This window comes from Mucilaginibacter endophyticus, from assembly GCF_003351025.1.
Classification (GTDB): domain Bacteria; phylum Bacteroidota; class Bacteroidia; order Sphingobacteriales; family Sphingobacteriaceae; genus Mucilaginibacter; species Mucilaginibacter endophyticus.
The window spans coordinates 1,299,190-1,323,380 of record NZ_QPCG01000001.1 but is presented as its reverse complement, the minus strand read 5'-3'; the positions used below and the strand labels follow the sequence as shown (position 1 = coordinate 1,323,380).

Annotated in this window: 20 protein-coding genes; 8 read left to right on the top strand and 12 right to left on the bottom strand. The window is 43.1% G+C overall.

Features of this window, described 5'->3' with window-relative positions:
- The first annotated feature begins 159 nt into the window (after nucleotides 1–159).
- A complete protein-coding gene (locus DUL71_RS05345) occupies nucleotides 160–2,238 on the top strand; it encodes an alpha-amylase family protein (RefSeq protein ID WP_114937067.1) in 2,079 nt (692 codons plus the stop codon).
- A 629-nt stretch (nucleotides 2,239–2,867) separates the two neighbouring features.
- Here DUL71_RS05345 and DUL71_RS05340 read toward each other — a convergent pair.
- From DUL71_RS05340 to DUL71_RS05315, 6 genes are all read right to left on the bottom strand, one after another.
- A complete protein-coding gene (locus DUL71_RS05340) occupies nucleotides 2,868–3,734 on the bottom strand; it encodes a helix-turn-helix transcriptional regulator (RefSeq protein ID WP_114937066.1) in 867 nt (288 codons plus the stop codon).
- 12 nt (nucleotides 3,735–3,746) lie between these two features.
- A complete protein-coding gene (locus tag DUL71_RS05335; protein ID WP_112573782.1) occupies nucleotides 3,747–4,112 on the bottom strand; it encodes a VOC family protein in 366 nt (121 codons plus the stop codon).
- Nucleotides 4,113–4,506: 394 nt separating this feature from the next.
- Nucleotides 4,507–4,869: a cyanovirin gene (locus tag DUL71_RS05330; RefSeq protein WP_114937065.1), complete on the bottom strand. Its 363-nt coding sequence runs from the start codon at nucleotides 4,867–4,869 to the stop codon at nucleotides 4,507–4,509.
- Nucleotides 4,870–5,161: 292 nt separating this feature from the next.
- On the bottom strand, nucleotides 5,162–5,788 hold the full coding sequence (locus tag DUL71_RS05325; protein ID WP_114937064.1) for a response regulator transcription factor: 627 nt from the start codon (nucleotides 5,786–5,788) through the stop codon (nucleotides 5,162–5,164).
- Between the two features lie 2 nt (nucleotides 5,789–5,790).
- Nucleotides 5,791–8,751: a ligand-binding sensor domain-containing protein gene (locus DUL71_RS05320; protein ID WP_154402321.1), complete on the bottom strand. Its 2,961-nt coding sequence runs from the start codon at nucleotides 8,749–8,751 to the stop codon at nucleotides 5,791–5,793.
- A 122-nt stretch (nucleotides 8,752–8,873) separates the two neighbouring features.
- Nucleotides 8,874–9,341, bottom strand: a complete 468-nt coding sequence (locus tag DUL71_RS05315) for a nuclear transport factor 2 family protein (protein ID WP_114937062.1) — start codon at nucleotides 9,339–9,341, stop codon at nucleotides 8,874–8,876.
- A gap of 296 nt (nucleotides 9,342–9,637) precedes the next feature.
- On the opposite strand from DUL71_RS05315, the gene DUL71_RS05310 reads away from it, so the two are divergent.
- Complete coding sequence (locus DUL71_RS05310) at nucleotides 9,638–11,455, top strand: PAS domain-containing sensor histidine kinase (protein WP_114937061.1); 1,818 nt, start codon at nucleotides 9,638–9,640, stop codon at nucleotides 11,453–11,455.
- A 173-nt stretch (nucleotides 11,456–11,628) separates the two neighbouring features.
- Nucleotides 11,629–12,813: a GAF domain-containing sensor histidine kinase gene (locus tag DUL71_RS05305; RefSeq protein ID WP_114937060.1), complete on the top strand. Its 1,185-nt coding sequence runs from the start codon at nucleotides 11,629–11,631 to the stop codon at nucleotides 12,811–12,813.
- Here the strand turns inward: DUL71_RS05305 and DUL71_RS05300 are convergent.
- The gene (locus DUL71_RS05300) at nucleotides 12,798–13,190 is read right to left on the bottom strand and encodes a VOC family protein (RefSeq protein ID WP_114937059.1); all 393 of its coding nucleotides are present in this window, start codon (nucleotides 13,188–13,190) and stop codon (nucleotides 12,798–12,800) included. The genes DUL71_RS05305 and DUL71_RS05300 overlap by 16 nt on opposite strands.
- Before the next feature lie 126 nt (nucleotides 13,191–13,316).
- On the opposite strand from DUL71_RS05300, the gene DUL71_RS31870 reads away from it, so the two are divergent.
- From DUL71_RS31870 to DUL71_RS05290, 3 genes are all read left to right on the top strand, one after another.
- On the top strand, nucleotides 13,317–13,490 hold the full coding sequence (locus DUL71_RS31870) for a hypothetical protein (RefSeq protein ID WP_154402320.1): 174 nt from the start codon (nucleotides 13,317–13,319) through the stop codon (nucleotides 13,488–13,490).
- A gap of 93 nt (nucleotides 13,491–13,583) precedes the next feature.
- On the top strand, nucleotides 13,584–15,257 hold the full coding sequence (locus DUL71_RS05295; protein WP_114937058.1) for a patatin-like phospholipase family protein: 1,674 nt from the start codon (nucleotides 13,584–13,586) through the stop codon (nucleotides 15,255–15,257).
- Between the two features lie 87 nt (nucleotides 15,258–15,344).
- Nucleotides 15,345–16,226 carry a DMT family transporter gene (locus DUL71_RS05290; protein WP_114937057.1) on the top strand — a complete coding sequence of 294 codons (882 nt, stop codon included), beginning with the start codon at nucleotides 15,345–15,347 and terminating at the stop codon, nucleotides 16,224–16,226.
- A 151-nt stretch (nucleotides 16,227–16,377) separates the two neighbouring features.
- Here the strand turns inward: DUL71_RS05290 and fabF are convergent, their stop codons facing one another.
- Together fabF and DUL71_RS05280 are read right to left on the bottom strand one after the other, a co-directional pair.
- On the bottom strand, nucleotides 16,378–17,622 hold the full coding sequence (gene fabF, locus DUL71_RS05285; RefSeq protein WP_114937487.1) for a beta-ketoacyl-ACP synthase II: 1,245 nt from the start codon (nucleotides 17,620–17,622) through the stop codon (nucleotides 16,378–16,380).
- A 165-nt stretch (nucleotides 17,623–17,787) separates the two neighbouring features.
- Entirely contained in the window at nucleotides 17,788–18,630 is an 843-nt protein-coding gene (locus tag DUL71_RS05280) for an isocitrate lyase/PEP mutase family protein (protein WP_114937056.1), read from the bottom strand.
- Nucleotides 18,631–18,782: 152 nt separating this feature from the next.
- Between DUL71_RS05280 and DUL71_RS05275 the strand changes: the two genes are divergently transcribed.
- Nucleotides 18,783–19,409 (top strand): CatA-like O-acetyltransferase, encoded by a 627-nt coding sequence (locus DUL71_RS05275; RefSeq protein ID WP_114937055.1) that lies wholly within the window; start codon nucleotides 18,783–18,785, stop codon nucleotides 19,407–19,409.
- A gap of 125 nt (nucleotides 19,410–19,534) precedes the next feature.
- Here the strand turns inward: DUL71_RS05275 and DUL71_RS05270 are convergent, their stop codons facing one another.
- Nucleotides 19,535–20,830, bottom strand: a complete 1,296-nt coding sequence (locus DUL71_RS05270) for a DUF885 domain-containing protein (protein ID WP_161964377.1) — start codon at nucleotides 20,828–20,830, stop codon at nucleotides 19,535–19,537.
- A 115-nt stretch (nucleotides 20,831–20,945) separates the two neighbouring features.
- On the opposite strand from DUL71_RS05270, the gene DUL71_RS05265 reads away from it, so the two are divergent.
- Nucleotides 20,946–21,917 carry a TolB family protein gene (locus DUL71_RS05265; protein WP_114937053.1) on the top strand — a complete coding sequence of 324 codons (972 nt, stop codon included), beginning with the start codon at nucleotides 20,946–20,948 and terminating at the stop codon, nucleotides 21,915–21,917.
- Nucleotides 21,918–21,923: 6 nt separating this feature from the next.
- On the opposite strand, the gene DUL71_RS05260 is transcribed toward DUL71_RS05265, so the two are convergent.
- Nucleotides 21,924–22,358, bottom strand: coding sequence for a CBS domain-containing protein (locus DUL71_RS05260; protein ID WP_112573797.1), 435 nt, complete (start codon nucleotides 22,356–22,358; stop codon nucleotides 21,924–21,926).
- Between the two features lie 192 nt (nucleotides 22,359–22,550).
- The gene (locus tag DUL71_RS05255) at nucleotides 22,551–24,050 is read right to left on the bottom strand and encodes an arabinan endo-1,5-alpha-L-arabinosidase (protein WP_114937486.1); all 1,500 of its coding nucleotides are present in this window, start codon (nucleotides 24,048–24,050) and stop codon (nucleotides 22,551–22,553) included.
- Between the last annotated feature and the right edge of the window lie 141 nt (nucleotides 24,051–24,191).

The window sequence follows — 24,191 nt, the reverse complement described above, 5'->3', positions numbered from 1 at the left end:
AGCATCTTACCAGCAACTAAGGCATCCTTTCCAGGGTGCCTTAGTTATAGCAAACTCCAGGTCATAAAGGCCGCATTTTGTAAAGAATACGTTAATATTTAGATACAATTTTGTGCTTAACAAATAAAATGTATCTTAGACATTTAATAACCTAAATTCATGCGAAAAATTTCTAATTGGTTAATGATAGCTGTACAGTTGTCCGGCTTGCTTTGCGTTTGGCAGCCGGCAATTGTTTCAGCATCAACCAAAACCATTAATACTCAACCAACTCAGCAGGTCGATATTTCCTTTTCTTACAGTCCTGTAGGCACTGTCCGTTACAATCAAAAGTCGGGCACTTTTTCTGTCACCGAAAATGGCAAGGCTATACTTAGCAATTGTTATAGTAAAGCCGGCGTCGATGGCAAATTCTTTACCTCAAAGGATTATAAACAAATTGTTTATAGCCAGGCACAGGTTGCAGACGGCTTTGGTAAAGGCCTTAAACATACCTTTACCCTAACCGGCAACAATTTACCAAACATGGTGCAGGTGTTTTATACCTACCCATCGCACAAAGGTTACTTTTTTGTTGAGCTTTATGTTGAAGGTAAAAACCTTAAAACAAATTACATGGAGCCAATTGCCGGTAATATGGCCACAATTGCCGGCGACACCCGCTCGTTATTTGTACCATTTGATAACGATACCTTCATCAGCTATAATTCAAAAGCATTTAAAGCCCCGGTTAGCAATATCAGTGCCGAGGTAGGAACTGTTTTTGACAACAGCAGCCGCAAAGGTTTAGTATTTGGATCGGTTGAGCACGAAACCTGGAAAACAGGTGTGCGCACCATCGCCAAAAAAGACAGCGCTAATACGTTTGAAGTATGGGGCGGTTATACTGAAGAAGCCGTAAACCGCGATAAAATAGCCCATGGTTTTATCAATGGCAATACGGTTAAATCGCCTAAAGTATTTGTAGGCTGGTTTGCCGACTGGCGCAACGGTATGGAAGAGTTTGGTAAAGCTAACCGCATTGCCGAACCTCCTTACATTTTTAACTGGACCAAGCCTACTCCTGTTGGTTGGAACAGTTGGGGCGTAATGCAGGAGAAGTTGAATTACGACAAAGCTATTAAAGTAGCTAACTTTTTTGCCTACAGCATCCCGGCTTTCCGCAACGGTAATACCGCGTTTATTGACCTTGACTCGTTTTGGGATAACATGATCAGCGGTGGCCGGGAAGGTGATTTCAGCAAGCTGAAATCTTTTGCTGATTACTGTAAATCAAAAGGTTTGCAACCCGGTGTATATTGGGCCCCCTTTACCGATTGGGGATGGCAAGGCGGCCCCAACCGTAAAGTTTTAGGCAGCAACTATACCTATGGCGAAACATGGACAAAAGTTGGCGATAGCTATCACGATATTGACGGCGCCCGTGCGACAGACCCAACCCATCCCGGTACTTTGCAGCATATTGATTATGTAATTGGCAAGTTAAAAGCCTGTGGTTTTAAAATGATCAAGATAGATTTTCTGGGGCATGCCGCGGCAGAGTCAAGTCATTTTTACGACCCGAAAATAACTACAGGCATGCAGGCCTATAAAAAAGGAATGGAACATTTGATCGATCAGTTGGGCAACCAGATGCTGGTTTACGCGGCCATCTCTCCCAGCCTGGCAACCGGTAGGTACGCGCACATGAGGCGTATTGCTTGCGATGCCTTTAAAACCATAAAAGACACCCGCTATACCCTCAACAGTGTAAATTACGGCTGGTGGCAAACTTACCTGTATAACTATGTTGATGCCGACCACGTGGTACTTTCAACCGAAAGCGAGGGCGCTAACCGGGCAAGAATGCTCTCGGCAGTGGTTACCGGTACATTTATAACCGGCGATGATTTCTCTACCCACGGTCAATGGTCGGCCAGGGCAAAAGCCATGTACCAAAACCCAGAAATTTTAAAGGTGGTGCAAAACGGAAAAGCCTTTAGGCCGGTTGAGGGCAATACAGAAACGGGAACTACAGAGCAGTTTGCACTAAAAATTGGCAACAACTTTTACCTGGCCTTGTTTAATTATGGCGATGCAGATAAAACTTATACTATCGATGCGAAGAGGATAGGTCTCGACGCTGATAAAGCAACAAATGGCAAAGCATTGTTACAAGGTGTTAGTGTAAGTGACGCGAAGGGCGTTTTAGTAAAAGCAGGCGATGCTGAACTAATTAAATTTGATTTGAGCAAATAAACGCTGCAAAGGCGCCGGCAAAAGATTCCCCTTAAATCGCCGGACGCCTTTTGAGGGGATGAAACCCTGTATCGTTTTTAACCGTTTAATTTAACCGATTTTGCCCGTTTGCATGCAAGCGGGCATTTTGATTTTTTGGTATTCATACAGCATTTGTTTTTACTGTGTTTTATGCTTGCCAAGTTGCTTTTTTCTACCTGAAGCGAAGAAAAAAACAATCCGCCGGTAACGGCCAGTATCGTAAAAAATTTCATAGTAGTAGGTTTTAACTTAAAAGACGGAGTTTTTTAGCAAACGTTACAGCCAATTAGCCAAATGTTGATTTTCGCATATTTTCAAGCAGTGTAAACTTAACTGTAACTAATTCAATGTTATCATCTTAGGGGAGCAACCGCGGCTATTCAAGGCGACCCTGCTTCCGTGCGATTGCCACGCTTCGCTCGCAATGACATATTTGTACTGGTTCATAAAAAGCAAAAAGTCAGTGACCTCGCGTTACTGACTTTTTCATTAACTATTAACTGACCAAATATCCTTAACAAAAAACTATCTGGTACTACAAACATAGGGTGTTAAAGGCGGGCTACATGTGTGAAAAGCACCATCTTAACACCAAAAGAAAACTCTTATTATGCTGATTGTCTGTACTTTAAAGGTGTAATCTTATAATGCGTACGAAACAACCTGATAAACGAACTTGGGCATTCAAAACCTACCATACCAACTACCTCATTTACAGGATAACGCGTATCCTTCAGTAGCATTAATGACCGTTTTAAACGCAGCTGTATTAAAAACTGATGAGGAGTTAAGCCAAATGCCTGCTTAAAGGTGCGCAGCAAATGGTTAACCGAAAGGCATGCATGTTCGGCCAAATCCTCAAGGCTAATATTCTGATTATAATTGCTGTACAAGAATTCTTTGGCCAGGTTAAGGCGACGTAAGATTTCCACCCTGGTGCCCTGGTTTAAGAAATCAAGCTTTTCGGCTTTTTTGCAGATCTCATCATTATAAATATGAAAATAGTTAATGAGCGTATGGTGCAGGTATTCATTGATCAGCATTTCATCCTGCATACCATCGTCAAGGTGTTGTTTCAGGTGGAACACATTGTATTTAATGTCCCCGGCAAATGGGTAAATAGTTTCATTAAACTCGGGTTGTACTTTTCCGTTTCCGTTGCCTTTATCTAATAAGCTGTCATGATCAAAAGTCCAGCAATCTTTAAAATCCTGCAAAAACTGCTGATCAAAATTGATGGCGAAGGATTGTACCTGCTGATCCAGATCGGTATCTGTTGAATATTGAGTGCCCCTGTTCAGGATCAAAAATGAATCGGGGTATATGGATAAATGCCTGCGGCCAATATCATAACGTTCACTACCGCTTAAAACAAAGCGAAGGCTTAAATCTGAAGTATACTGCGGCCCCTGTCTCTGACCGCCGGTGCGGCTTACAATCTTATTGTTGTTGCGTAATACTTTTGAATAGTCCATTGTGATATGATTTTATTGTTCGTTATAATTTCTTTCTTCCAGTAACATAAATTTGTTGCCCGCCGGATCTAAAAACTCGGCTGCCAAACCTGCCGGCAAATAAGCCGGCGATTTGCAAAAGAACACTCCCGCCGTGCGCAGGGCATGATAATCGTTTAAACAGTCGGCTGTGTTGATGATGATGTTACTCTTATCACTGTTGCTATCATTATTAGTTACAAGCAACGCCACATTTAATTTATCCGACCGGATCACCGTGCTCTCTCTTCCCTCGTAAAATGTCATTGTACCTGTTATTCTGAAGCCTAACTTTTGAGTATAAAAGTTTATTTGTTCCTCAAAATCGGCAGTGTACACAGGTATATATTTCAATTTCATTTACAGTAGTTTTAACAGAAACCAGATTTGATAATGGAAATCAACCTGTTGGCCAAGGGGCAGCATACGGGATGATTTTTTGAAGCGGGTTTACAGTAGCCGGTCAGTTAAAACTACTTAACATATCAAAGGTACTTTACCGGCAGGGGGATAGTATCCCCCTATTTGGGGGATTTATGAATTAGTGGAATTTGGAGTATTGGCCTTAAAGCGATCCGTGAGGACACGGATCGGGGAATAAGATAGTGGGCTCACCACTGCGTCCGTGTCCCCGCGGACGCCACACTGTCTGAAGTCTCTTACGTCGAACATCAAAAAAGATAATGCCTATAGCATTTAACTACAGGCATTATACATTCGCGGTCAGCGACAGCGAATATCTGTGGAGCAGGTTTTAGTCTACTGTTAAAACACCATCAATATTTGACAGGGTTTTACCTGTTGATAAATGAGTGATGTCTAAAGTAGAATATTGCCAGCTTTGATCTCTTTTTTGGCACAGTGCCGATAAGATCACCACTTCGCCGGTTGAAGTAATGGTATAGCTGCCGCCTGGTACATAACCACTTGCTGATGCGCTACCTGGTTGATTTACCAAATAACCATCCAGGTTTTCAACGTTGGCTTGTGAAAGCGCGGTTAAATCTAACTCGGCAGGAATGGTAGATTGGTTTCTTTTTCTTGATTGGCAAAACAAAGTGCTTTTGATGTTTTTTGAGGTTTTGGCATAGCTGCCGCCTGGGATAAATGTTGACATGATAGTGTATTTTTTTAGGTTTTCTCGGCTTTTGAAGGATGTCTGAGTTTTCCTATCAGTCCTGAAAGTTAAGCTGCTTAAACCGGTAGTTCCGAACTGACAATACAAATTTGCAACGAAACATGCCCCGGTTTAAAGAGTATAAATACTCAGATTTTATTATCCGTAGTTTTACTTAGATGAATGGGGAGCGGACGTTTGAGATGATGGAAAGCGATCCGTGGGGACACGGATCGGGGAATAAAAATAATTATTCATGCTAAACGTTCGTGTCCTCACGAACGTTCTTTAGCTATATCAATTTATTCTGCCTTGCCAGTTTAATGGCATCTGCGCGAGAGTTTACATCCAGCTTGAGGTAAATGTTTTTGATGTGGCTGCGAACGGTTTCGAGGTCGATGAATAGTTCATTGGCAATCTGGCCGCGACTTTTACCCTCTCCTATCAGTTCCAGGATCTGAGTTTCACGTTTAGACAATGGCGATTCCTGGTTTTTCTGGAACGAGCGGATTACCAATCGCGCAATATTGATACTCATGGGGCCGCCGCCCTCCCGCACCTCTTTTATCGATTCGATGATTTTGGTTGATGGCGTATTTTTGGTTAGATATCCCGAAGCACCTGCAGCCAGCGCATTAAAGATCTGTTTTTCAGATTCGTAAACCGTGAGGATCAGGATATAGCAATTGGGCAGTAGTTTTTTTAATTTGGGGATAGCGTCAATACCGTTAACTCCGGGGAGCTCGATATCCAGCAATATTACATCAGGCTTATCAATGGCAATTTTTTTTGATGCCTCATCATACGAGCAATAGGTACTAATCACATCATAACCTTCGGTAGCACCAATTAAAAAGGCATAACCATCACGCAGGGTTTCATCATCCTCAATAATACTAACCTTAATATTACGCCCCATGTTTAATTGTTTAACTGATTTTTACTAAATTTTAATGTTACTGATGTGCCTATTCCTGCTTCCGAGTTAATGAGCAATGTCGCGTTAATCCGTTTTGCGCGGGCATTGATATTATTAATTCCCCTGCCGCGATGGGCCGCGCTGCTGTCAAAGCCTTTACCATCATCGGTAACACGCAGTGCTATCGCGTTTTTATCGCTTTGATCAAGCTCAAAAGTCACCAGCCCGGCATCCGCATGTTTAAGGATATTATTTAACAGCTCCTTAAATATCATGGTGATGTTACGGCTATACTCCATGGGCAATTTTATCAGCTGGATATCCTCATCAACAGAGGCAAATTCAAAATCAACAGGTACATCATGAAAAACCTCTATCCCTATCTCGCGGATATGGTTAAGGGTTTCGTAAAGGTTATCGCTTTTAGGGTCAAGCGCCCACAGGATATCCTTTGTACCATTGTATAATGACGCCGCGTTCTGTTTGATCTGATCAACAATTCCGCGCTGATCTGCCTGCCCTTTATCTATTTTGGCATTCAGTATTTCTGATAAGACGGTAATACGGGTCAATTTGTTACCCAAATCATCATGAAAATCTTCGGCCGTTTGCTGACGGATTTTGAGCTTCTCTTCCCGCTTCATTGCCTCAATTGCCTTTTCGCGTTTTATTTTACGCTGATGCACCAAATTTTGCACCCCGAAACCAAGCAACACCAGCAATACAATAGCCAGCAACCTGAAGTAAAATGTTTGATAAAATGGTGGAATGATCACAAAACTGAAACTCGCCATCTTGGGCGAAACCTGTCCGTCCGGACTTATTGCCTTTACTCTAAAAGTATATTTCCCAGGCGGCAGCGATGGGTAATTAACCACATTATTACGCATTGGCGAGCTAAAAGCGCTATCCAGCCCAACCAGTTTATATTGGTAAGATACCGCATCGGGATTTTTGAGGTATACGCCAAGAAAGGATATCGATAAGTGATTTTGATTGTGCTTAAGTTCGGCCCAGTCATCAAGGTCAATTGAGGAGCGTTTTTCGCCATCCTCCTTCATAAGCTGTACCGATTTGATAAACACATGTGGCGGTGGCGAGGGTACCATTTTAGTCATGGTATTATACACCATAACCGCTTTGGTTGTGCTTATCCAAATCTCGTGCCCACGGTGCATAATAGCATTTTGATTGGCCTCAACCACGGGCTCTTTCGAGCCGATGTTATCAATTACCCAAAAAGTTTTCTTCTCAGGGTCGTACTGCATCCGGTTAATTCCCCTGCCGGTCCCCATCCAGAGCCTGCCACGTTCGTCAGCAGCTAAACTGTAAATACTATTAGCTTTTAGTCCGTCGCCAACGTTATAAATATTAACCGCGCCTGTCGTCATATCCCAGGTATACAGACCACTGTCATCAGTACCTACCAGCAGCAGATCTCGATACCGGATCATACTATAAACTGCCGTATTGGGAAATGATTTAAGTTTAAACCCGGGAACTATCTTTTTATTCACGGCCAGCATAACGCCATTTTGGGTACCTATCAAAACAGAATCGCCACCCATACCAAGCATTGAAGCCGAATATGACGGAATCCCCTCCAGTTGCTTCAGTTCGCCTTTTTGATAATAGAAACAGCCCATGGAAGTAGCAAGCCATAGCGTACCACTTTCATCAGCAGTAATAAAGTTATAGGCAAAACCCGAGCTGTTTTTTACCTGCTTAAAACCGCTTTTATCATATTGCCACAAACCTGTTGCCCCGGTGCCAATCCAAACGGTACCGGTTTTATCCGTATATAAACTCTGCACGCCTTTTAAATATGGCGAACCGCCAGGCACGGATATTTCGCTCAGCTTTTTTCCATCATACCGCAAAATGCCGGCTCCGTCAATACCCATTAAAACATTTTTGTTCCAGTCCTGGGTTACCGACATGACAATTTTTGATTCGGGGATACCTTGTGTGCGGTCGAAAATGGTGTACCGGTCGCCTTCGCAACGGTAAAGGCCATTGCCCAGACTACCCAGCCAAAGGTTTTTATCAGCATCAAAATAAATATCAGGAACAGAGTTATCCGTTAGGCCGTTTGATGAGTTGTAGTGGATCACATCGCCATCCATGATAAAGTAAGCGCCGTTATCAGTACCCAGCCAGATGTTGGCATCGGCATCCTGTTCAATACATAAAAGCTGACCCTTGATTTTTTCGGTAACGTTTTTTATATCCAGCGGTTTAGCCACACCATCCCTGGCGCATAGCAGACCTGTTCGTGTTAAAAGGTAAATTTTGCCTTTATCAAAACGATCAAAAAATATCCTTTTAATAATTTGTTCGTCATACACCGAAGGAACATCAATTACATGCTCCCATTTTTGCCCATTAAGGCGATAGATACCTTTTTTGTAAACAGCGGCATATAAAACACCCGCATTGTTAACGGCTAAGCTGGTAATGAAAAGTTCGGCATCGTTGTTAATAGCCACGTGCTGCATCTTATCATTTTTAACCCTGAACAACGTCCCGGCCGATGTAACCCAGATGGTACCTTCACCATCCTGGATTATATTGCCTACAAAATAACGCTTTAATGGAATATCGGGTTTGTAACGGATAATTTTCCCTTTATAAAGCCTCGCAAGCCCGTTCATTGTACCAAACCAGGTACAGCCTCCCTTATCAGAAAAAACCGTTGCTACGTAATTATCAGGCAGGCCTGTTAAACGGGTATAGGCAGTAAAATCCTTACCATCAAAGCGGCAGGCGCCGCCAAAAGTTCCAATCCACAGGCGGTGGTCGGAATCCATCGACATTTTGTTGATCTGCGACTGGATTAAGCCATCCTCAATATCATAATGCGCAAAAATGTATTTCTGTGCGTAGGCCCGGCCCGTAAACATCACCATACATACCAGGGAACACAAAAGCAGAAAAAAGGGGAAACGGAATAGCTTTTTCAATTAAAAACGTAATTTAAATTACCTGTATGGGGGTACAATTAAAAAGTTAAAATAAAGCTAATTAAAATAAAAAAAATCACCCCAATAGGGTGATTAATTATTGTTGGCTGTGGAAGTAAAATTTAGTTTTTAGCTACTACCGAATTATCGTTGGTTAAAGGTGTTTTTATGTCTTCAAACATTTTGCAAACCTGTGTAATTTTCCAATCCTGTTTGTCATTTTTTTCGATGATGAGATAATCATGCTGTGAGCAATTTTCATAATTAAAATCAACCCGTGCAATTACCATGGCATCACTTTGGGCAAGCACCTCATAGTTCGACTGGCAGTTTTGCAGCGTACCCGCGTCTTTTTTCATCATGCTTACCAGGTCGTCTTTTTCCTGTACAAGCACCTTTTCGCCGCGGGGTATTTTTAATACGGAATTATCGCTCATTATTGATTTTAACTTTTTGAAGTTGGTGGTCATGTGGCTGTCGATGAAATCGCGGATCACACTGGCGTATCCTGTTTCGGCGGCCGGACGGCCGTAACTGATGCTGGCGGATAATAAACTTATTATGCATGCCAATAAGAACTTATTTTTCATTTGTGATATTTTTTTGATCAAATGTGGGCAGGCTTTAATCAAAAAAATATGCCTATAACACCTAAGCCGCGCGGTTTCTCCAGCTCATAGCGGGCGAAGCTCAAAACCGGTGTTTTTCGCCTATCAAAGCTATTTTTCGCATATTTTGACATACAAGGGCATATTGCAAAACCGCTTTTGATAATTCTTTTAATTATCAATAAACAATGCCGGAACATGGCGTGGATATTTAAATCTGTACGAAAATATTTTTATTTTTGAGAGCATCGTTTACCGAATAAAACTACTACCGCAACTTGGAACCTACCGAAAATTTTTTCCGAAGCATTGTTGAGGCCTCGCCTTTTCCCGTTTATATGTGTATAGGCGAAGACAAGCTCATAGCCATAGCTAACGATGCCACGCTGAAAGCATGGGGTAAGGACAAATCGATAATTGGAAAACCGTTTGACGAGGCATTGCCTGATCTTAAAGGGCAGCCTTTCAGCAATCTTATAAGTGAAGTATATCACACCGGCGAAACCTATTATGGCAACAATGAGCCCGCTGAATTTCTGATTAATGGCAAACGGCAAATCAATTACTACAAGTTTACATTTCAGGCGGTGCGCAACTCGCGTGGAAAAATTGTAGGTGTTATCTGCTTCTCGACCGATGTTACCGAAATTGAGCATTCCCGCCAGGCCATGGAAGAAAGCAGGCATACCCTTTACAATATGGTAAAACAGGCCCCGGTAGGAATCTGCATCATCAACAGCGATAACCTTGTAATTGAAGTAGTTAATGATTCATATCTTGAGCTTGTTGGGCGTAAACGTGCAGAAATGGAAAACCGTGGCATCTGGGATGCCATACCCGAGGCAGCGGATCTGTATGCGCCTGTGATGGACAACGTTATTGAAACAGGGCAACCCATTACCGCAAAGGAGCACAAGCTGTTACTGGTGCGCAATGGCATCCCCGAAATGGTATTTATTGATTTTGTTTATGAACCTATAAGGGGTTTTGATGGCGAGATTAGCGCTGTTATGGTCATAGCTATTGATGTAACCGAAAAGTTTCTTGCCCGGCGCAAAATTGAGGAGGCTGAAGAACGGGCCAGGCTGGCTGTAGAAGCAGCTGAAATAGGTACGTTTGATCTTGACCTGATAACCGACGAATTGCTGACATCCGAAAAATTTAATAAGATCTTCGGATTTGAGCGTAACGTTCCTCATGATTTATTTGTTAAGGCGTTACACCCCGATGATATCGAGCTTCGGGATAATGCTCATAAAGCCGCGCTTATTAGTGGCAAACTTTTTTATGAGGCAAGGATCATCTGGCCGGATGGTTCAACCCGCTGGATCAGGGCACAGGGTAAAGTATACTACGGTTCCATAAACAAACCGCTCAGGATATTAGGAACGCTTCTTGACATCACTGAGTTTAAACACCTGCAGCAGCAAAAAGACGATTTTATTAGCGTAGCCAGTCATGAGCTTAAAACCCCAATGACGTCTATCAAAGCGTCGATGCAATTGCTTGACAGACTGATAAAAGTTGATCCCTCGTCTGAAAAAATTCCGCAGTTTATCAGCCGTGGTAATAATAGCCTCAACAAAATGCAGCAATTGGTAGATAGCCTGCTTAATGTTTCAAAGATTACCGCGGGCCAACTTACGTTATACAAAACCAATTTTTTAGCGTCTCAGATGATTAGCGAATGTTGTGATCATGTCAGACTTGCAGGCACACACGAGTTGGAACTTACAGGTGACACTGAACTCCAGTTATTTGCTGACAGGCAACGTATTGACCAGGTTGTTGTTAACTTTGTAAACAACGCCGTTAAGTACGCGCCTGAAAGTAACCGCATAATCATAAACATCAGTAAGCAGGATGATATGGCTAAAATATCGGTACAGGATTTTGGTAAAGGCATCCCGGCAGAGAAGATTCCACATTTATTTGAACGCTACTACAGAGTTGATACTTCAGGTATACAATACTCCGGCCTGGGGCTTGGCCTATACATCAGCGCCGAAATTATTGAACGACATGGCGGCGAAATGGGAGTTGAAAGTGAAGTTGATAAAGGCAGCACTTTTTGGTTTACGTTACCGCTGAATTAATCCACTAATGGTCCACCTGTATTTTACAATACTGACGTTTTTAAAAATCAGATTTAATTAAAGGGCAATATTTTAACCAAAACAGTTAAATTATTCTTATTCCAACAAATGCATACTTTTGGTGTTTGTAATATTCGTATTTTTAAACACAATCCCCTATTTGATCCTTTAAAATGACAGGCAATTTAGACCCTAATCTTCAGGCTGATCTGGAAGCCATAAACCAGATCCCCGTAATCAATTCAATACTGGAGGTTATTTGCCTTACTACAGGAATGGGTTTTGCCGCCGTAGCCCGCGTTACCGAAAAAAAATGGATAGCTTGTGCTGTACTTGATAACATCCAGTTTGGACTGGTTCCTGGTGGGGAATTAACATTAGAAACTACCATCTGTCATGAAATAAGGCAAACGCAGGAAGCCGTTATCATTGACCATGTTGAAAAGGACGAGCGCTTCCGCACACACCACACCCCTTTGATGTATGGCTTTCAAAGCTATATTTCTATGCCTATCATCCGTAAGGATGGTACTTTTTTCGGTACCCTTTGTGCTATAGACCCTAACCCGGCACGGCTCAATACGCCGGAGGTGACCAATATGTTTAAGCTTTATGCCGATCTTATTTCGTTTCACTTGCAGGCAACCGAAAAGTTAGCACTTACCGAAGAAAAACTTTTAGAAGAACGCAAAACAGCCGAGCTTAGGGAACAGTTTATCGCTATTTTGGGGCATGATCTGCGCAATCCTGTTACCGCTGTATCAAACGTTGGTCAGCTAATGATGCGGATGCCGCTTGATGACAGGCTTAAACGCCTTGCTACAATCCTTCAGGACTCGTCCATGCGAATGAAAGGGCTCATTGACAACCTTCTTGATTTTGCCCGTGGTCGGCTTGGAGATGGCATTACGTTAGCATTAAGCCACAATGAGCATCTTGAAAAAACGCTTAAACACGTAATTTCCGAATTGCTTCTCGCCGCTCCCGAACGGGAGATCATTACCGACTTTAATATTACTGAAACCGTATTTTGCGATGGCACAAGGGTGGCGCAATTATTCTCTAATTTGTTATCAAACGCGCTCGTACATGGCCAAAAAGATGCACCTGTAAAGGTGGCCGCAAGTAATACCAATGGCAAGTTTATACTTTCAATAACGAACTCCGGCGATCAGATTCCTTTTGCGGCGATGGAACGATTATTTCAACCATTTTCGCGTGGTGAAGTTAAACAAGGTCAGCAGGGTTTAGGACTGGGTTTGTATATTTCATCGGAGATAGCCAAAGCCCATAGAGGTATAATAGCGGTAACATCAACCCCGGAAGAAACTTGCTTTACTTTTCAGTTTCCGGCGTAAGGATTATAGCAGATCTCCCAGCAATTTCCTTCCGGGTCGGCCACAAAAGCGGCATATCCGCCCCAGAATGTTTCTGCCGGATGCTTTAATATTTGTACACCATCCTCATTTAATTTCGCTATTTGTTCATCAACGTTAGCTTTTGAAGCAAGGTTTATGGTAAAGTAAACAGCCTTATTCCCGGTATTATTATGTATATTTGTGTATTCCTTAAAAAGCGGCTCATCGCACAGGGTGAGTACTAAATTATCAAGCTTTAGCATTACAATCTTTTCATTTTCGGCAATAATTTGCCACCCGAATTTTTCGATATAAAACTCCTTTATCTCATCAAGATCTTTAACAGCAAGCGTTACGGCGGCTACATGGGTTTGCATGATCTATTACTTTTATAAGGGGTTCTTATACATAAAAACTACAGGCTTTGCATGTTTTATTTCACACTAAAATTTAATCGCCAGTTAATACAGCCGGTATAAATTTAGTCAACCAAATATATAAACATGCAGATCAATTATTTTATAGTAGGCATTGTAATAACCCTGTTAATAGCACTGATGATATGGATTGTAAAAACCGACCGGAAGGATGAAAAAAGTTTCGAACAAAACATTATTGATCAGGAACTTAAACCCAGGGAACACCCAAAGCCACAAAAAGCCGATAAAGCAATGTGATTGGGTAAAACCCGCTATTAACTCACGTATTTTTACGCATTTCTTTACAATATCCTTTTTCTAAATTTCACCACCCAACCTAAAATCTATCTCATGGCAGCAGAAAAAACTTCAGATCAGCAAGTATTTTATGTAGGACTTTGTATGGCCGGCGCGGTTTCTGCCGGCGCCTATACCGCGGGCGTTATTGATTACCTGCTCCAGGCACTAACCGAATGGGACAAGCGCCGTGGCCAACCCGGCGTTCCATCACACAGGGTGCAGATCCCTGTAATGGGCGGCGCATCTGCCGGGGGCATGACCAGCATCATGGCAGCATCCTCGCTTAATAACCCGATAACCCATATCGATAAACCTTCAGGAGATATCCTTGCCGAACATCCTGAGAATAAACTCTATCACTCGTGGGTTGATCTTGTTCAGGCAGATATGTTTTCGAAAATGCTGGATACATCTGATATTAAAAACTCAGGCGTAATATCCGCCCTTAATTCTGATTTTATTAACGATGTTGCTACCCGCGTAGTTTCTGCTGACCCCAAACAGTGGCAGCCTACCCCTGCTTATATTAAACCAGGTTTAAAGATCTTCACTACACTTACCAACCTGCAGGGCTATGCTTATAATGTCCCGTTCAATTCGTCATCGCCAGAACGCACTAAGTATAATATGCGCATCCATAACGATTACGCGTGTTTTCAACTTACCGAGAACGCTATAACCGGGCATAATGACGGTTGGATGCCTTTGGATCTGAAAAATAAAGTAAATACTGATATAGCTGCTGACGCAGCTATGGCAACCGGCGCTTTCCCGGTTGGCTTACAATCAAGAATAGTAAAACGCGACGCACAATATGTTAACAATAACCCATGGCTAAGCAATTACCTGGTTAATAGCCCCGTAGCTGCCGGCGGGTACCAAACCCTGAATGTTGATGGCGGCATGATCAATAACGAACCATTTGATAAAGTGCGGAGTGTATTGGATGATCTTACCGGTCAGCCCGATGTTGATTACAACAACTATAATAAGTTTGTTTCAACCGTGCTGATGATAGAGCCCTTCCCTACCCAGGCGCCAACACCAATTTCGCAGTCACGGGCGATATCAAATATCGTAGGCTTAACGTTATCTTCCATGCTATCGCAAATGCGCTCAAAGGCCGTTAATATTAAAGATGCAATGGACTCGGATTGTGCCGGTCAGTACCTCATCACACCATCGCGCAGGGTAGATACACCTGATGGTAAATCAACCGACCTCACCGGAGAGCAAGCCATTGCCTGTGGCGCGCTGAGCGGCTTTAGCGGTTTTTTAAATAAAGAATTCAGGGTGCATGATTTCTTTTTAGGCCGACATAACTGCAAGATCTTTTTACGTGACTACTTTACCGTGCCCGCCAAAGCGCTGACAACAAACTCTATTTTTGTTGATGGTTATGCTAACGCCGATAAAGCCAAATATAAATCAACCCAAAACGATAGCTACCAGATAATACCTGTATTTGAAGAGGAAATCAAATTCCCTGATATTAAATTCAGCTCGGGCAACAACTGGCCTACAATTAAGGAACAGGATATCGATAGGTTTAGCGGCGGTATGAAAGACCGTATCCAAACCATTATGCTTAATGTGGCAGACCTGGGCTGGCTTACCAAAAGCTTATTATGGATAGGTGCTAAAGTAATTTTGAACCGCATGGTAACCAACAAAATTATGGTGACAATAAAAGGCGAACTTAAAACCTGGAAACTGCTGCCATAACGCTGCATTCTTAACTCATTGGCGGGAACAGATTAAGGTAAATTAAGCTTGTCAAAAAAGATTTTGCTTAATTACATTTGCCGCCGTATGTATAAAAAAATAATAGCCGGTGTGGTGTTCACCGCGCTTTGGTCTACCGGTGCAATAGCAGCCAAGTTCGGCATTCGTTCGGCCGATGCTTTGATCCTGGCCAGTGTCAGGTTTATTAGTACAGGTTTAATATTTGGCCCTTATTTTTTATTACATAGCAAGCACCGCTTTTGGCCCCGCGGCAGCGAGTGGAAGCCCATTATTATTTACGGGCTTTTAAATACCACGTTTACGCTGGGTTCTTTTTTCGCGGCACAGAAATATGCGTCGGCAGGCATGAGCACGCTGTTTTTGGCTGTGGCCCCTTTGCTCATGGCGCTGTTCTCGTCGTGGTTTTTAGGTCGTAAGCTTAGCCGCTTTGAAATTATTGGGATGCTGGTGGCATTTAGCGGGTTGATACTTTCTGCCGCTTCTGAGTTACCCAAAGGCCACATCAAGCCCTTAGGCTTAGTATTACTCATTATCTATATGGTATCCTACGCCTGCAGCAGTATTTATTTTTCGTCGATAAAGCGAACGCTCACTAATATTGTTTTTAACGTTTGGCAGGTATTTACCGGCGGCGTCATGTTATTGCCTTTTGCCTTCCTGTTTAAAGACTATCACATTCATCATTTAGACACGAACCTCCTGTTGTCTATGGCCTGGATGGTCATCGTACTCTCGTTCATAGCCAATCAGTTATGGCTTTACCTGGTAAAGATAGATACCGTTAAGGCTGCGGCGTGGTTGTACCTTGCCCCCGTTTTCGGCTATGCGCTTGGTTACATTTTCTTCAATGAAACCATAACCGTGTTCACCATTTCCGGTACACTGTTAGTAATTGCAGGATTAGTTGTAGCGGGAAGAAATAAGAAAGTAGTTAAGGCTGTAGAATAGCTAAACTTTGTCGACTCACCCCGACATCGCTGCGCTTGTCATCCCCTCTCTACACAAGCGTAGAGAGGGGATTTAATTATTTATTTTTCTATCCCTCTTTATCCAAAGGATAGAGAGGGTGGTCCAGCGAAGCGTAGACCGGGTGAGTTATCTACACCGCCTTAAACACCACTATCCCGTTATGGCCGCCAAAGCCAAAAGTATTGCTCATGGCTACTTTTACTTTGTGGTCCATGGCATCTTTCAATACAAATTTCAAAGTATCGGGAATAGCCGGGTCTAAAGTTGTGGTATTGATAGTTGGCGGGATCACCTGATTTTCTATCGATTTAATAGCAGCGATAGCCTCAATAGCACCGGCAGCACCAAGCAGGTGACCGGTCATTGATTTGGTTGATCCTATGATGGTTTTTATCTCTTTATTTTTGCTAACTGCCAGTAAAGCATTGATCTCTGAAAGATCACCCACCGGGGTTGAGGTAGCATGCATGTTCAGGTAGTCAACATCTTCGATGCTTAAACCCGATTCGGTAAGTGCCTGCTGCATAGCACGGGCGGCACCAAGTCCTTCAGGATGTGTTGCTGTCATGTGGTAGGCATCTGCTGTCATAGATGCTCCGGTTACTTCGGCATAAATATGCGCGCCACGGGCAACCGCATGGTTATAATCTTCCAGTACCAAAGCACCGGCGCCTTCGCCCATAACAAAACCATCACGATCTATATCAAATGGCCTTGAAGCATGCTGCGGATCATCATTACGGGCCGACATAGCTTTCATAGAACTGAAACCGCCGATAGAAGCTGGTGTAATAGGCGCTTCTGAACCACCGGTAACTATGATTTTAGCCTTACCCAAACGGATATAGTTAAAGGCATCCATAATGGCGGTGTTAGACGTTGCACAGGCCGAAACGGTTGTATAATTGATCCCCATAAAACCATTACGGATAGAGATCATACCAGAGGCCATGTTAGAAATGAATTTAGGCACAAAGAACGGGCTGAACCTTGGCTGTCCGTTTCCCCTGGCGTATTCGGTCACCTGCTCTTCAAAAGTTTCCATACCGCCTTGTCCGCTGCCCCAGATAATGCCAATATCAAACGGGTCCATTTTACTCAACTCAAATCCCGAATCTTTGATAGCCTCATCTGCTGCTACAAGGGCATATTGAGTAAAGGTATCAGTACGTTTTAGTTCGGCTTTATCCAGATGCTCTGTGATATTGAAATCTTTAAGTTCGCAGGCAAATTGCGTACGGAACAAGGATGCATCAAAACGGGTGATGGTTGCCGCACCGCTTTTACCGGCAACTAAGTTTTGCCAATAAGTTTCTACATTATTTCCAAGCGGTGTTAAAGCGCCCAGACCTGTTATAACTACTCTGTTTAACATGATGGTTTTATTAAAATCGGCGCAAAGATATAACAATATACCAAATGGTATTTTGACAAATCAATACTAGCAGGTTTTAAACGCTGAAAATTACCGGGTTATGGCATGACCAAAAGCAAAAACAGTTCAAAAACCGACCTGATTCAGGCTTCAAATGAGATGTGATTATTTTCCAAAAATTTTATTTAATTCCAAATAAGGTACCGCATCATTCACAAAATCATAGCCTCCATTGCTTAATTCAACGGCGGCCCGCTGAAATGCGCCCAAAGCAGCCCTTGCCAATGCAGAACCAAGACTTACCCTTTTTACGCCCAGATCGGCAAGTTCATTAAAGCTGATATCAAACCCGGCTGCACCAAGTACAATATTTACAGGCTTAGGTGCAACAGCTTTTACCACTTCACTTATTTGTTCTCTTGTTTTAAGTCCCGGCGCAAATAGCACATCAGCTCCGGCATCGGCATAAGCAACAAGACGTTTGATAGTATCCTGCAGATCAATTTTTCCGTGGATCATATTTTCGGCCCTGGCGGTTAGCGTAAAGTGAAAAGGCTGACTTCGAGCTGCCTCAACAGCAGCCTTTACACGGGCAACTGAAAGCTCAAAATTATATATGGGGTCCTGGTCGTTACCGGTGGCATCTTCTATCGAGCCGCCAACCAACCCTACACCGGCAGCGGCTAAAATTGTTTCGGCGCAGATTTCGGGAGTATCGCCAAAACCATTCTCCAGGTCGGCAGCTACGGGCAGGTGCGTGGCGTTAATAATAGACAAGGCATTATCAAGGGTTTCATCGCGACTGATCATAGCATGCCCATCCGGGCGGCCAAGCGTGTAAGCCAATCCGGCGCTTGTAGTAGTAAAAGCTTCAAAGCCCAAACCCGTTAAAATTTTGGCCGAACCTGCATCCCATGGGTTAGGGATAACGAACAAACCATCACGTTCGTGCAGCGCTTTAAAAGCTTCGGCTTTTTGATATCGGATATTATTTATTGCAGATGACATTTTCAGGCAGATTAGTGTTTCCCGAAGTTAAGTTAAAATTAGTCGGTAGTCATAAATCTTAAGTCAAAAAGCAAATTTCCGGCTTAAGACTTAGTACTTCTAACTTACGACTTAATACTATTAATATCCTTAATATTGCAGCAGCAATAGTTATGAAACAAAAAGTAGATATTGAAAACTGGATCAGAAAAGAGCATTACACTTTTTTCAAACAGTTTGAGGAACCCTATTACGGCGTGAATGTAGACATTGACGTAACCGCCGCCTATAAGTTTGTTAAGGACAACGGGATCTCGTTTTTCCTTTATACCATGTATCAGTCGTTAGCCGCCTCACAAATTATTGAGCCGTTCAAATACCGCATGGAAAACGACGAAGTTTTTATTTATAACCGGATTGACGCCAGCTCAACCGTTCCAAGAGCTAATGGCACGTTTGGCTTTGGCGAGTGGTCGTTTCACCCATTATTTGAAGATTTTATCCGCGAAGCCAACACAGAAATTGAGCGGGTGCAAAGCAACAACCTGCTTGAACGCAAAGCTTTAAATAACGTGATCCGCTATTCTTCGCTGCCGTGGATCAACTTTACTTCGCTATCTCATGCGCGGATGTTCTCATTTGTGGATAGCTGCCCTAAAATTTCCTTCGGTAAAATGACCGAGCATCATGGCAAACGCACCATGCCGGTATCTATCCACGTTAACCATGCTTTAGTTGATGGCATTCACGTTGGCCAGTATATTGATTGTTACCAGGAGCTGTTGAATAAAGGATTTTAAGCTGTCGAGAAAGCGCAAAAGTTGCGTACCTACGGCACGTTAAAATCTGTTATAATCTAATCTGCTACAAACCTTTAGCACCTCTGGTGCTTTTTTAAACGGAGTGATTTGCCTAAGGAAAAGATTTAACCTTTTTTAAACACGTTTTCCTTCACCATAAATAATGGCAGCGAACCATGGTCGAGCACGCGTGAATGGAAATCGCGGATATTAAATTTGGCGCCTTGCTTTTGTTGTAACTCCTGTTTCCAATGCAGTATTTGCAATGCGCCGTATTTGTAGGTAACAACCTGTGCCGGCCAACGACGGATCCGGGCAATTTCGCGCATGGCTATGTCATCCTGTCCGCGGATGTTCCTTTTCCAGAAGGCAAGTGCCTGCTCGTCTGTCCAGCCGTAATAATTCAGGGCTACATCCAGTGGCACCCTAACCGAACGCACAATGTCCCACTCCCATTTGCCCAATTCATCGTAAGGTGTTTTGTAAACGCCTAATTGCTTGCCTAATTCTTCGGTATAAGCACCCCAGCCTTCGGCAAAACCCATGTAATAAAACAGCTGTTGCACAGCCGATGTTTTGGTTTGTGCCTCGGTACTGGCTTGGTAATGATGACCGGGTACACCCTCGTGAATAAAAAGCCAGTCGATTTGGCGTTTATTGTAAGGCTTGTCAAAAAGGTTATAGAAAAATACATTGCTATCATAATAGCCGGGCGTTTGAGCTAATTGCCGGCTTTCGCCTTTTACAATTTTTAGCGGTGCGATATTGGTGTTATTAAACAGTTTGGGCAGGTTAGCGTAAATAATCGTCTTAGTATTTTCAAACGATTGCTGTACTACTTTCGAATCGCTGATAAAAAAGGAAGGATCGTTGAGATGTTTATAAAAATCATCTTCGCTTAAACCGGTTTGCAGCCGGATAGTCTCGATATGTTTTTGAACGCGGCTAACTTCGGTTAACCCAAACTGGTAAATTTCATCCGGAGTAGCGTCGGCGCTTGTCCAGCGTTTAAGCAGGTAAGCATACCAGGCTTTTCCATTAGGGATATTGATGATGCCATTGGTCGGAACAGCCGCCGGTTTGTTTTTCAACCAATCCTGTTCAAGGGCGATGCGTTCCAGGTTAAGACCGGTTTCATAACTGATCAGCTGATAATCTACCTTTTCCGATTCATTTAATTGGTCTGCCTTAAAAGCCGACAGGCCGGTCTTGACTTTTGTAAAAAAGTCCAATTGCTTTTGAACATCGGCAGCGGTACCAATATGCTCCAAACCACTTACATAGCTCAATTCCAATTGCGGCAGATGCAAACTGTTGTAGCCCGATACAAAATCTCTGCTAAAGTCATCAAATGTTTGTTGCTTTTTGACCGGAAATACCGATAGCACAAATGCACTAACAGCTACAATAAAAACCTTCATAAAAACGGATTGGTAAACAAACATAAATAATAAACCGTATTTTAATTAAGCAAAGCCCAATATCCCCCTGTTGGGGTGATAAGCCTGTAATCTTTACCATATAAATTTGATAACCATGGTGTATCGCAAATTAATTTCGCTTTGTGTTTTTCTGCTGATTGCCTGTAATGGATTTGCACAGGTGACCTACCCCGATATCGATCTCCCGGCCGATACGCCACGTCTGTTTGCACAGGGTATCCTCACCGATGGCCTAAGCAACCGCGATTTTACCATCTCGCCACAAGGCGACGAAATCTTTTTCACGCTGCAACAGCCTCGTTTTATTACCAGTACAATTTTGCACATCCAAAAGAAAAACGGCAAATGGGGTAAGCCCGAAGTCGCGCCGTTCTCCGGCCGTTACCGTGATTTGGAGGCAAGCTTTTCACCGGATGGGCAAACCATTTATTTCTCGTCAGACAGGCCTCTGAATGAGAATGATTCTGTAGCAAAAAAAGACTTTGACATTTGGCGGGTTAAACGCGGTAAAAGCGGGGATTGGACACAACCGGAAAATCTCGGCCTGCAAGTAAATTCCGATAAAAGCGAATATTATCCAAGTGTGGCTAAAAATAACAACCTATATTTTACGGTAGAAGCCGATTACGGCAAAGGCAGCGAGGACATTGTAGTTTGCAAACCAACAGCAACGGGCTACACCAAACCCGAAAGCCTCCCCGAAGATGTGAATACCAAATACGACGAGTTTAACGCCTTTATTGATCCGGACGAACAGTTTATCATATTTAGCTGCTACGGCCGGGCCGATGACCTTGGGCATGGTGATCTTTACATCAGCCATAAAGATAAATCAGGCAAATGGTTACCCGTCAAACATCTGCCTGCCCCTATCAACAGCACGGCACTTGATTATTGTCCTTATGTAACCACCGACAAAAAATACCTGATCTTCACCAGCAACCGTGTTAACACCCAGCTAAATAATGGCCAAACTAAAACCTACCAACAATTACGAGCGCTGCTTAACAGTCCCGGCAACGGCTGGGATGATATTTATTGGGTGAAGTTTAACGAGGCTTGGTAAAATAGTTTACGTTGATTGAATGTAGCTGTGCAATTGCTCAATGGTTTCCCTTTGCGAATGAATGGTTTCATATACCACATCGCTCATAGAAACAATGCCACACAAGTTATCGGCAACATCAAACACCGGTAAATACCTGATATTGTTTTCACTCATGATCAGCATACATTCATCAACAGATGATTCAGGTGTGATTCTTGGGAAATTGGTACTTATGATTTCGCCGGCTGTGGTTTCGTCGGAGTGTTTGCCCATCAGGATAATTTTACGGGAATAGTCCCTCTCGGTCATCAGGCCCACATATTTGCCATTTTCGGTCACCACTACCGAACCGATATTTTTATCGGCCATCAATTTCAACACATTAAATACAGTAGTTTCGGCGGGTACGGCAGTAACATTGCTCCCCTTGCGAGCCAGGATATGCTTTACACTTTTCATAAATACTCAGGTTAATTTGGTAATTTCAATATACGAATAAGTAACAGAAAAACAATCAATTGTGGAAAATATTTTCAATTCAAACACATAAAACAGCATCTCTTGATTAAAAGACAACGCGGTAAACTACCGCCAACAAAAAAAGCCCCCCGGTAATTAAACCGAAGGGCTACCAACCTATATAAAACAAACCTATTGTTTTCTCTTTCCCCAAATGGCGGTGCCATGATTGTCTAACCCGGTAAATATCAGGGTTGATGTTATTTTATTTTCCCAGTCGCGCTCACGCTCAACTTTAAGTTTGTAAGTGTCGCCGCTGCTGTATTTAAGTTCCAGCCATGGGCTTGTGAATGTCCACTTATCTGCCGCGTTTCCATCAATTGTGCCCGCGGCATCCAGTTTAAAGGCTGTTGAAACCTGGAAATCCGGATTTGTTTGCTCGGTACCATATCCTGGAACAACATGATAATTCAATGTTATTTTTTCATAAGTTCCGGCTACATCGGTAGCTGCTATAGCGGTTTGGGTCACGTTGGCATACCGCTCTGGCGATACTATCGGCCAGCCATCAGGAGTCCATGATATTTTACGAACATGCAGGTCCATAAAGTAAGAGTTGATACCCGGCCTGCCCTGGTGTGCCATAAAATATTGTCCGCTACCATTATCAAATACCGCGCAATGCCCTGTACCCTGCCATCCGCTTTGATTGGTGAACTGGTATGGTGCCAAAATCATCGGACCATGATCCTCGTCTGTATTAATATCGTGGCCGTTATAATCGTAAAATGGCCCGGTCGGACTATCAGCCCGCCCTACCCTAACGTTATACTTGGTTTGCAACCAATCATAACTGATAAACAGGAAATACTTTTTCAGATCAGGGTTGTAGATCACCTCGGCGCCCTCAATATTGCCATTGTATTTACCGCCGGTAAAGCCCCGGTTAGCAATACGTTTACCCTTATCACCCGGCGAAACTGCAAGACCTGTTGAAGGATCAAGTTTCAGGATGTAAATGCCATCCCAGGCCGAGCCATAGTACATATACTGCTCGCCGCTGGTTGTAACAATCACCGTTGGATCGATAGCATTGGTTTGGATACTGGCATCATTGGTAGATGTTACTACGATACCTTTCTCCGTCCACGGTCCGTCAGGAGCTGATGCCGTTGCCATACCAATAACACTTAAACGTGCCACTGCCGATGAAAGCGAGTAATACAATCTGTATTCCGATCCTACCTTCATCACATAAGGCGCCCACAGCGCGTTATAGGGCGTGCCTCCTTTACCGGTTATATAAGCAGAACCCTGTGCCGGTAACGACGAAAATACCCAGCCCACATACTCCCACTGCACCAAATCCTTCGACCGGCGAATTTGCAGCCCCGACCTTACATCAGTACCAAAAGCCACGTCCGTACTATAGCAGTAGTAATAGTCGCCAAACTTTTTAATGGAAGGGTCATGCACATTATACACCGTCCATTTAGGATAATAGGTAAAAGCGGAGATATCGGCATAAGTATCACTAATGCTGTTGATATCAAAACTGCTTGTTACCGGCGTAGTTGTGGTATCCGTTTTAGTGGTTGTTGGCGTTGGTGTTTCCTTTTTTGAGCAGGAAAATATTATTGTTGCCAGCGTTGCTATTAAGTATAGGGGTAAACTTTTCTTTTTCGTCATCATCTTGGTCATCTCTTGCTTATCTAAAATCATGTCATTTCGAACGATAGTGAGAAATCTTATACAACACGTATGGCGAACTTTGCATATCTGCCCTTTATGGTGTACAAGATTTCTCTTTCGCTCCCTTCGCTCAGTTCCGCC

Bases quoted from the DNA above. Each gene is read 5' to 3' on its own strand.
- DUL71_RS05345 (WP_114937067.1), top strand. From the start codon at position 160: ATGCGAAAAATTTCTAATTGGTTAATGATAGCTGTACAGTTGTCCGGC.
- DUL71_RS05340 (WP_114937066.1), bottom strand. From the start codon at position 3,734: ATGGACTATTCAAAAGTATTACGCAACAACAATAAGATTGTAAGCCGC.
- DUL71_RS05335 (WP_112573782.1), bottom strand. From the start codon at position 4,112: ATGAAATTGAAATATATACCTGTGTACACTGCCGATTTTGAGGAACAA.
- DUL71_RS05330 (WP_114937065.1), bottom strand. From the start codon at position 4,869: ATGTCAACATTTATCCCAGGCGGCAGCTATGCCAAAACCTCAAAAAAC.
- DUL71_RS05325 (WP_114937064.1), bottom strand. From the start codon at position 5,788: ATGGGGCGTAATATTAAGGTTAGTATTATTGAGGATGATGAAACCCTG.
- DUL71_RS05315 (WP_114937062.1), bottom strand. From the start codon at position 9,341: ATGAAAAATAAGTTCTTATTGGCATGCATAATAAGTTTATTATCCGCC.
- DUL71_RS05305 (WP_114937060.1), top strand. From the start codon at position 11,629: ATGACAGGCAATTTAGACCCTAATCTTCAGGCTGATCTGGAAGCCATA.
- DUL71_RS05300 (WP_114937059.1), bottom strand. From the start codon at position 13,190: ATGCAAACCCATGTAGCCGCCGTAACGCTTGCTGTTAAAGATCTTGAT.
- DUL71_RS31870 (WP_154402320.1), top strand. From the start codon at position 13,317: ATGCAGATCAATTATTTTATAGTAGGCATTGTAATAACCCTGTTAATA.
- DUL71_RS05295 (WP_114937058.1), top strand. From the start codon at position 13,584: ATGGCAGCAGAAAAAACTTCAGATCAGCAAGTATTTTATGTAGGACTT.
- DUL71_RS05290 (WP_114937057.1), top strand. From the start codon at position 15,345: ATGTATAAAAAAATAATAGCCGGTGTGGTGTTCACCGCGCTTTGGTCT.
- fabF (WP_114937487.1), bottom strand. From the start codon at position 17,622: ATGTTAAACAGAGTAGTTATAACAGGTCTGGGCGCTTTAACACCGCTT.
- DUL71_RS05280 (WP_114937056.1), bottom strand. From the start codon at position 18,630: ATGTCATCTGCAATAAATAATATCCGATATCAAAAAGCCGAAGCTTTT.
- DUL71_RS05275 (WP_114937055.1), top strand. From the start codon at position 18,783: ATGAAACAAAAAGTAGATATTGAAAACTGGATCAGAAAAGAGCATTAC.
- DUL71_RS05270 (WP_161964377.1), bottom strand. From the start codon at position 20,830: ATGAAGGTTTTTATTGTAGCTGTTAGTGCATTTGTGCTATCGGTATTT.
- DUL71_RS05265 (WP_114937053.1), top strand. From the start codon at position 20,946: ATGGTGTATCGCAAATTAATTTCGCTTTGTGTTTTTCTGCTGATTGCC.
- DUL71_RS05260 (WP_112573797.1), bottom strand. From the start codon at position 22,358: ATGAAAAGTGTAAAGCATATCCTGGCTCGCAAGGGGAGCAATGTTACT.
- DUL71_RS05255 (WP_114937486.1), bottom strand. From the start codon at position 24,050: ATGATGACGAAAAAGAAAAGTTTACCCCTATACTTAATAGCAACGCTG.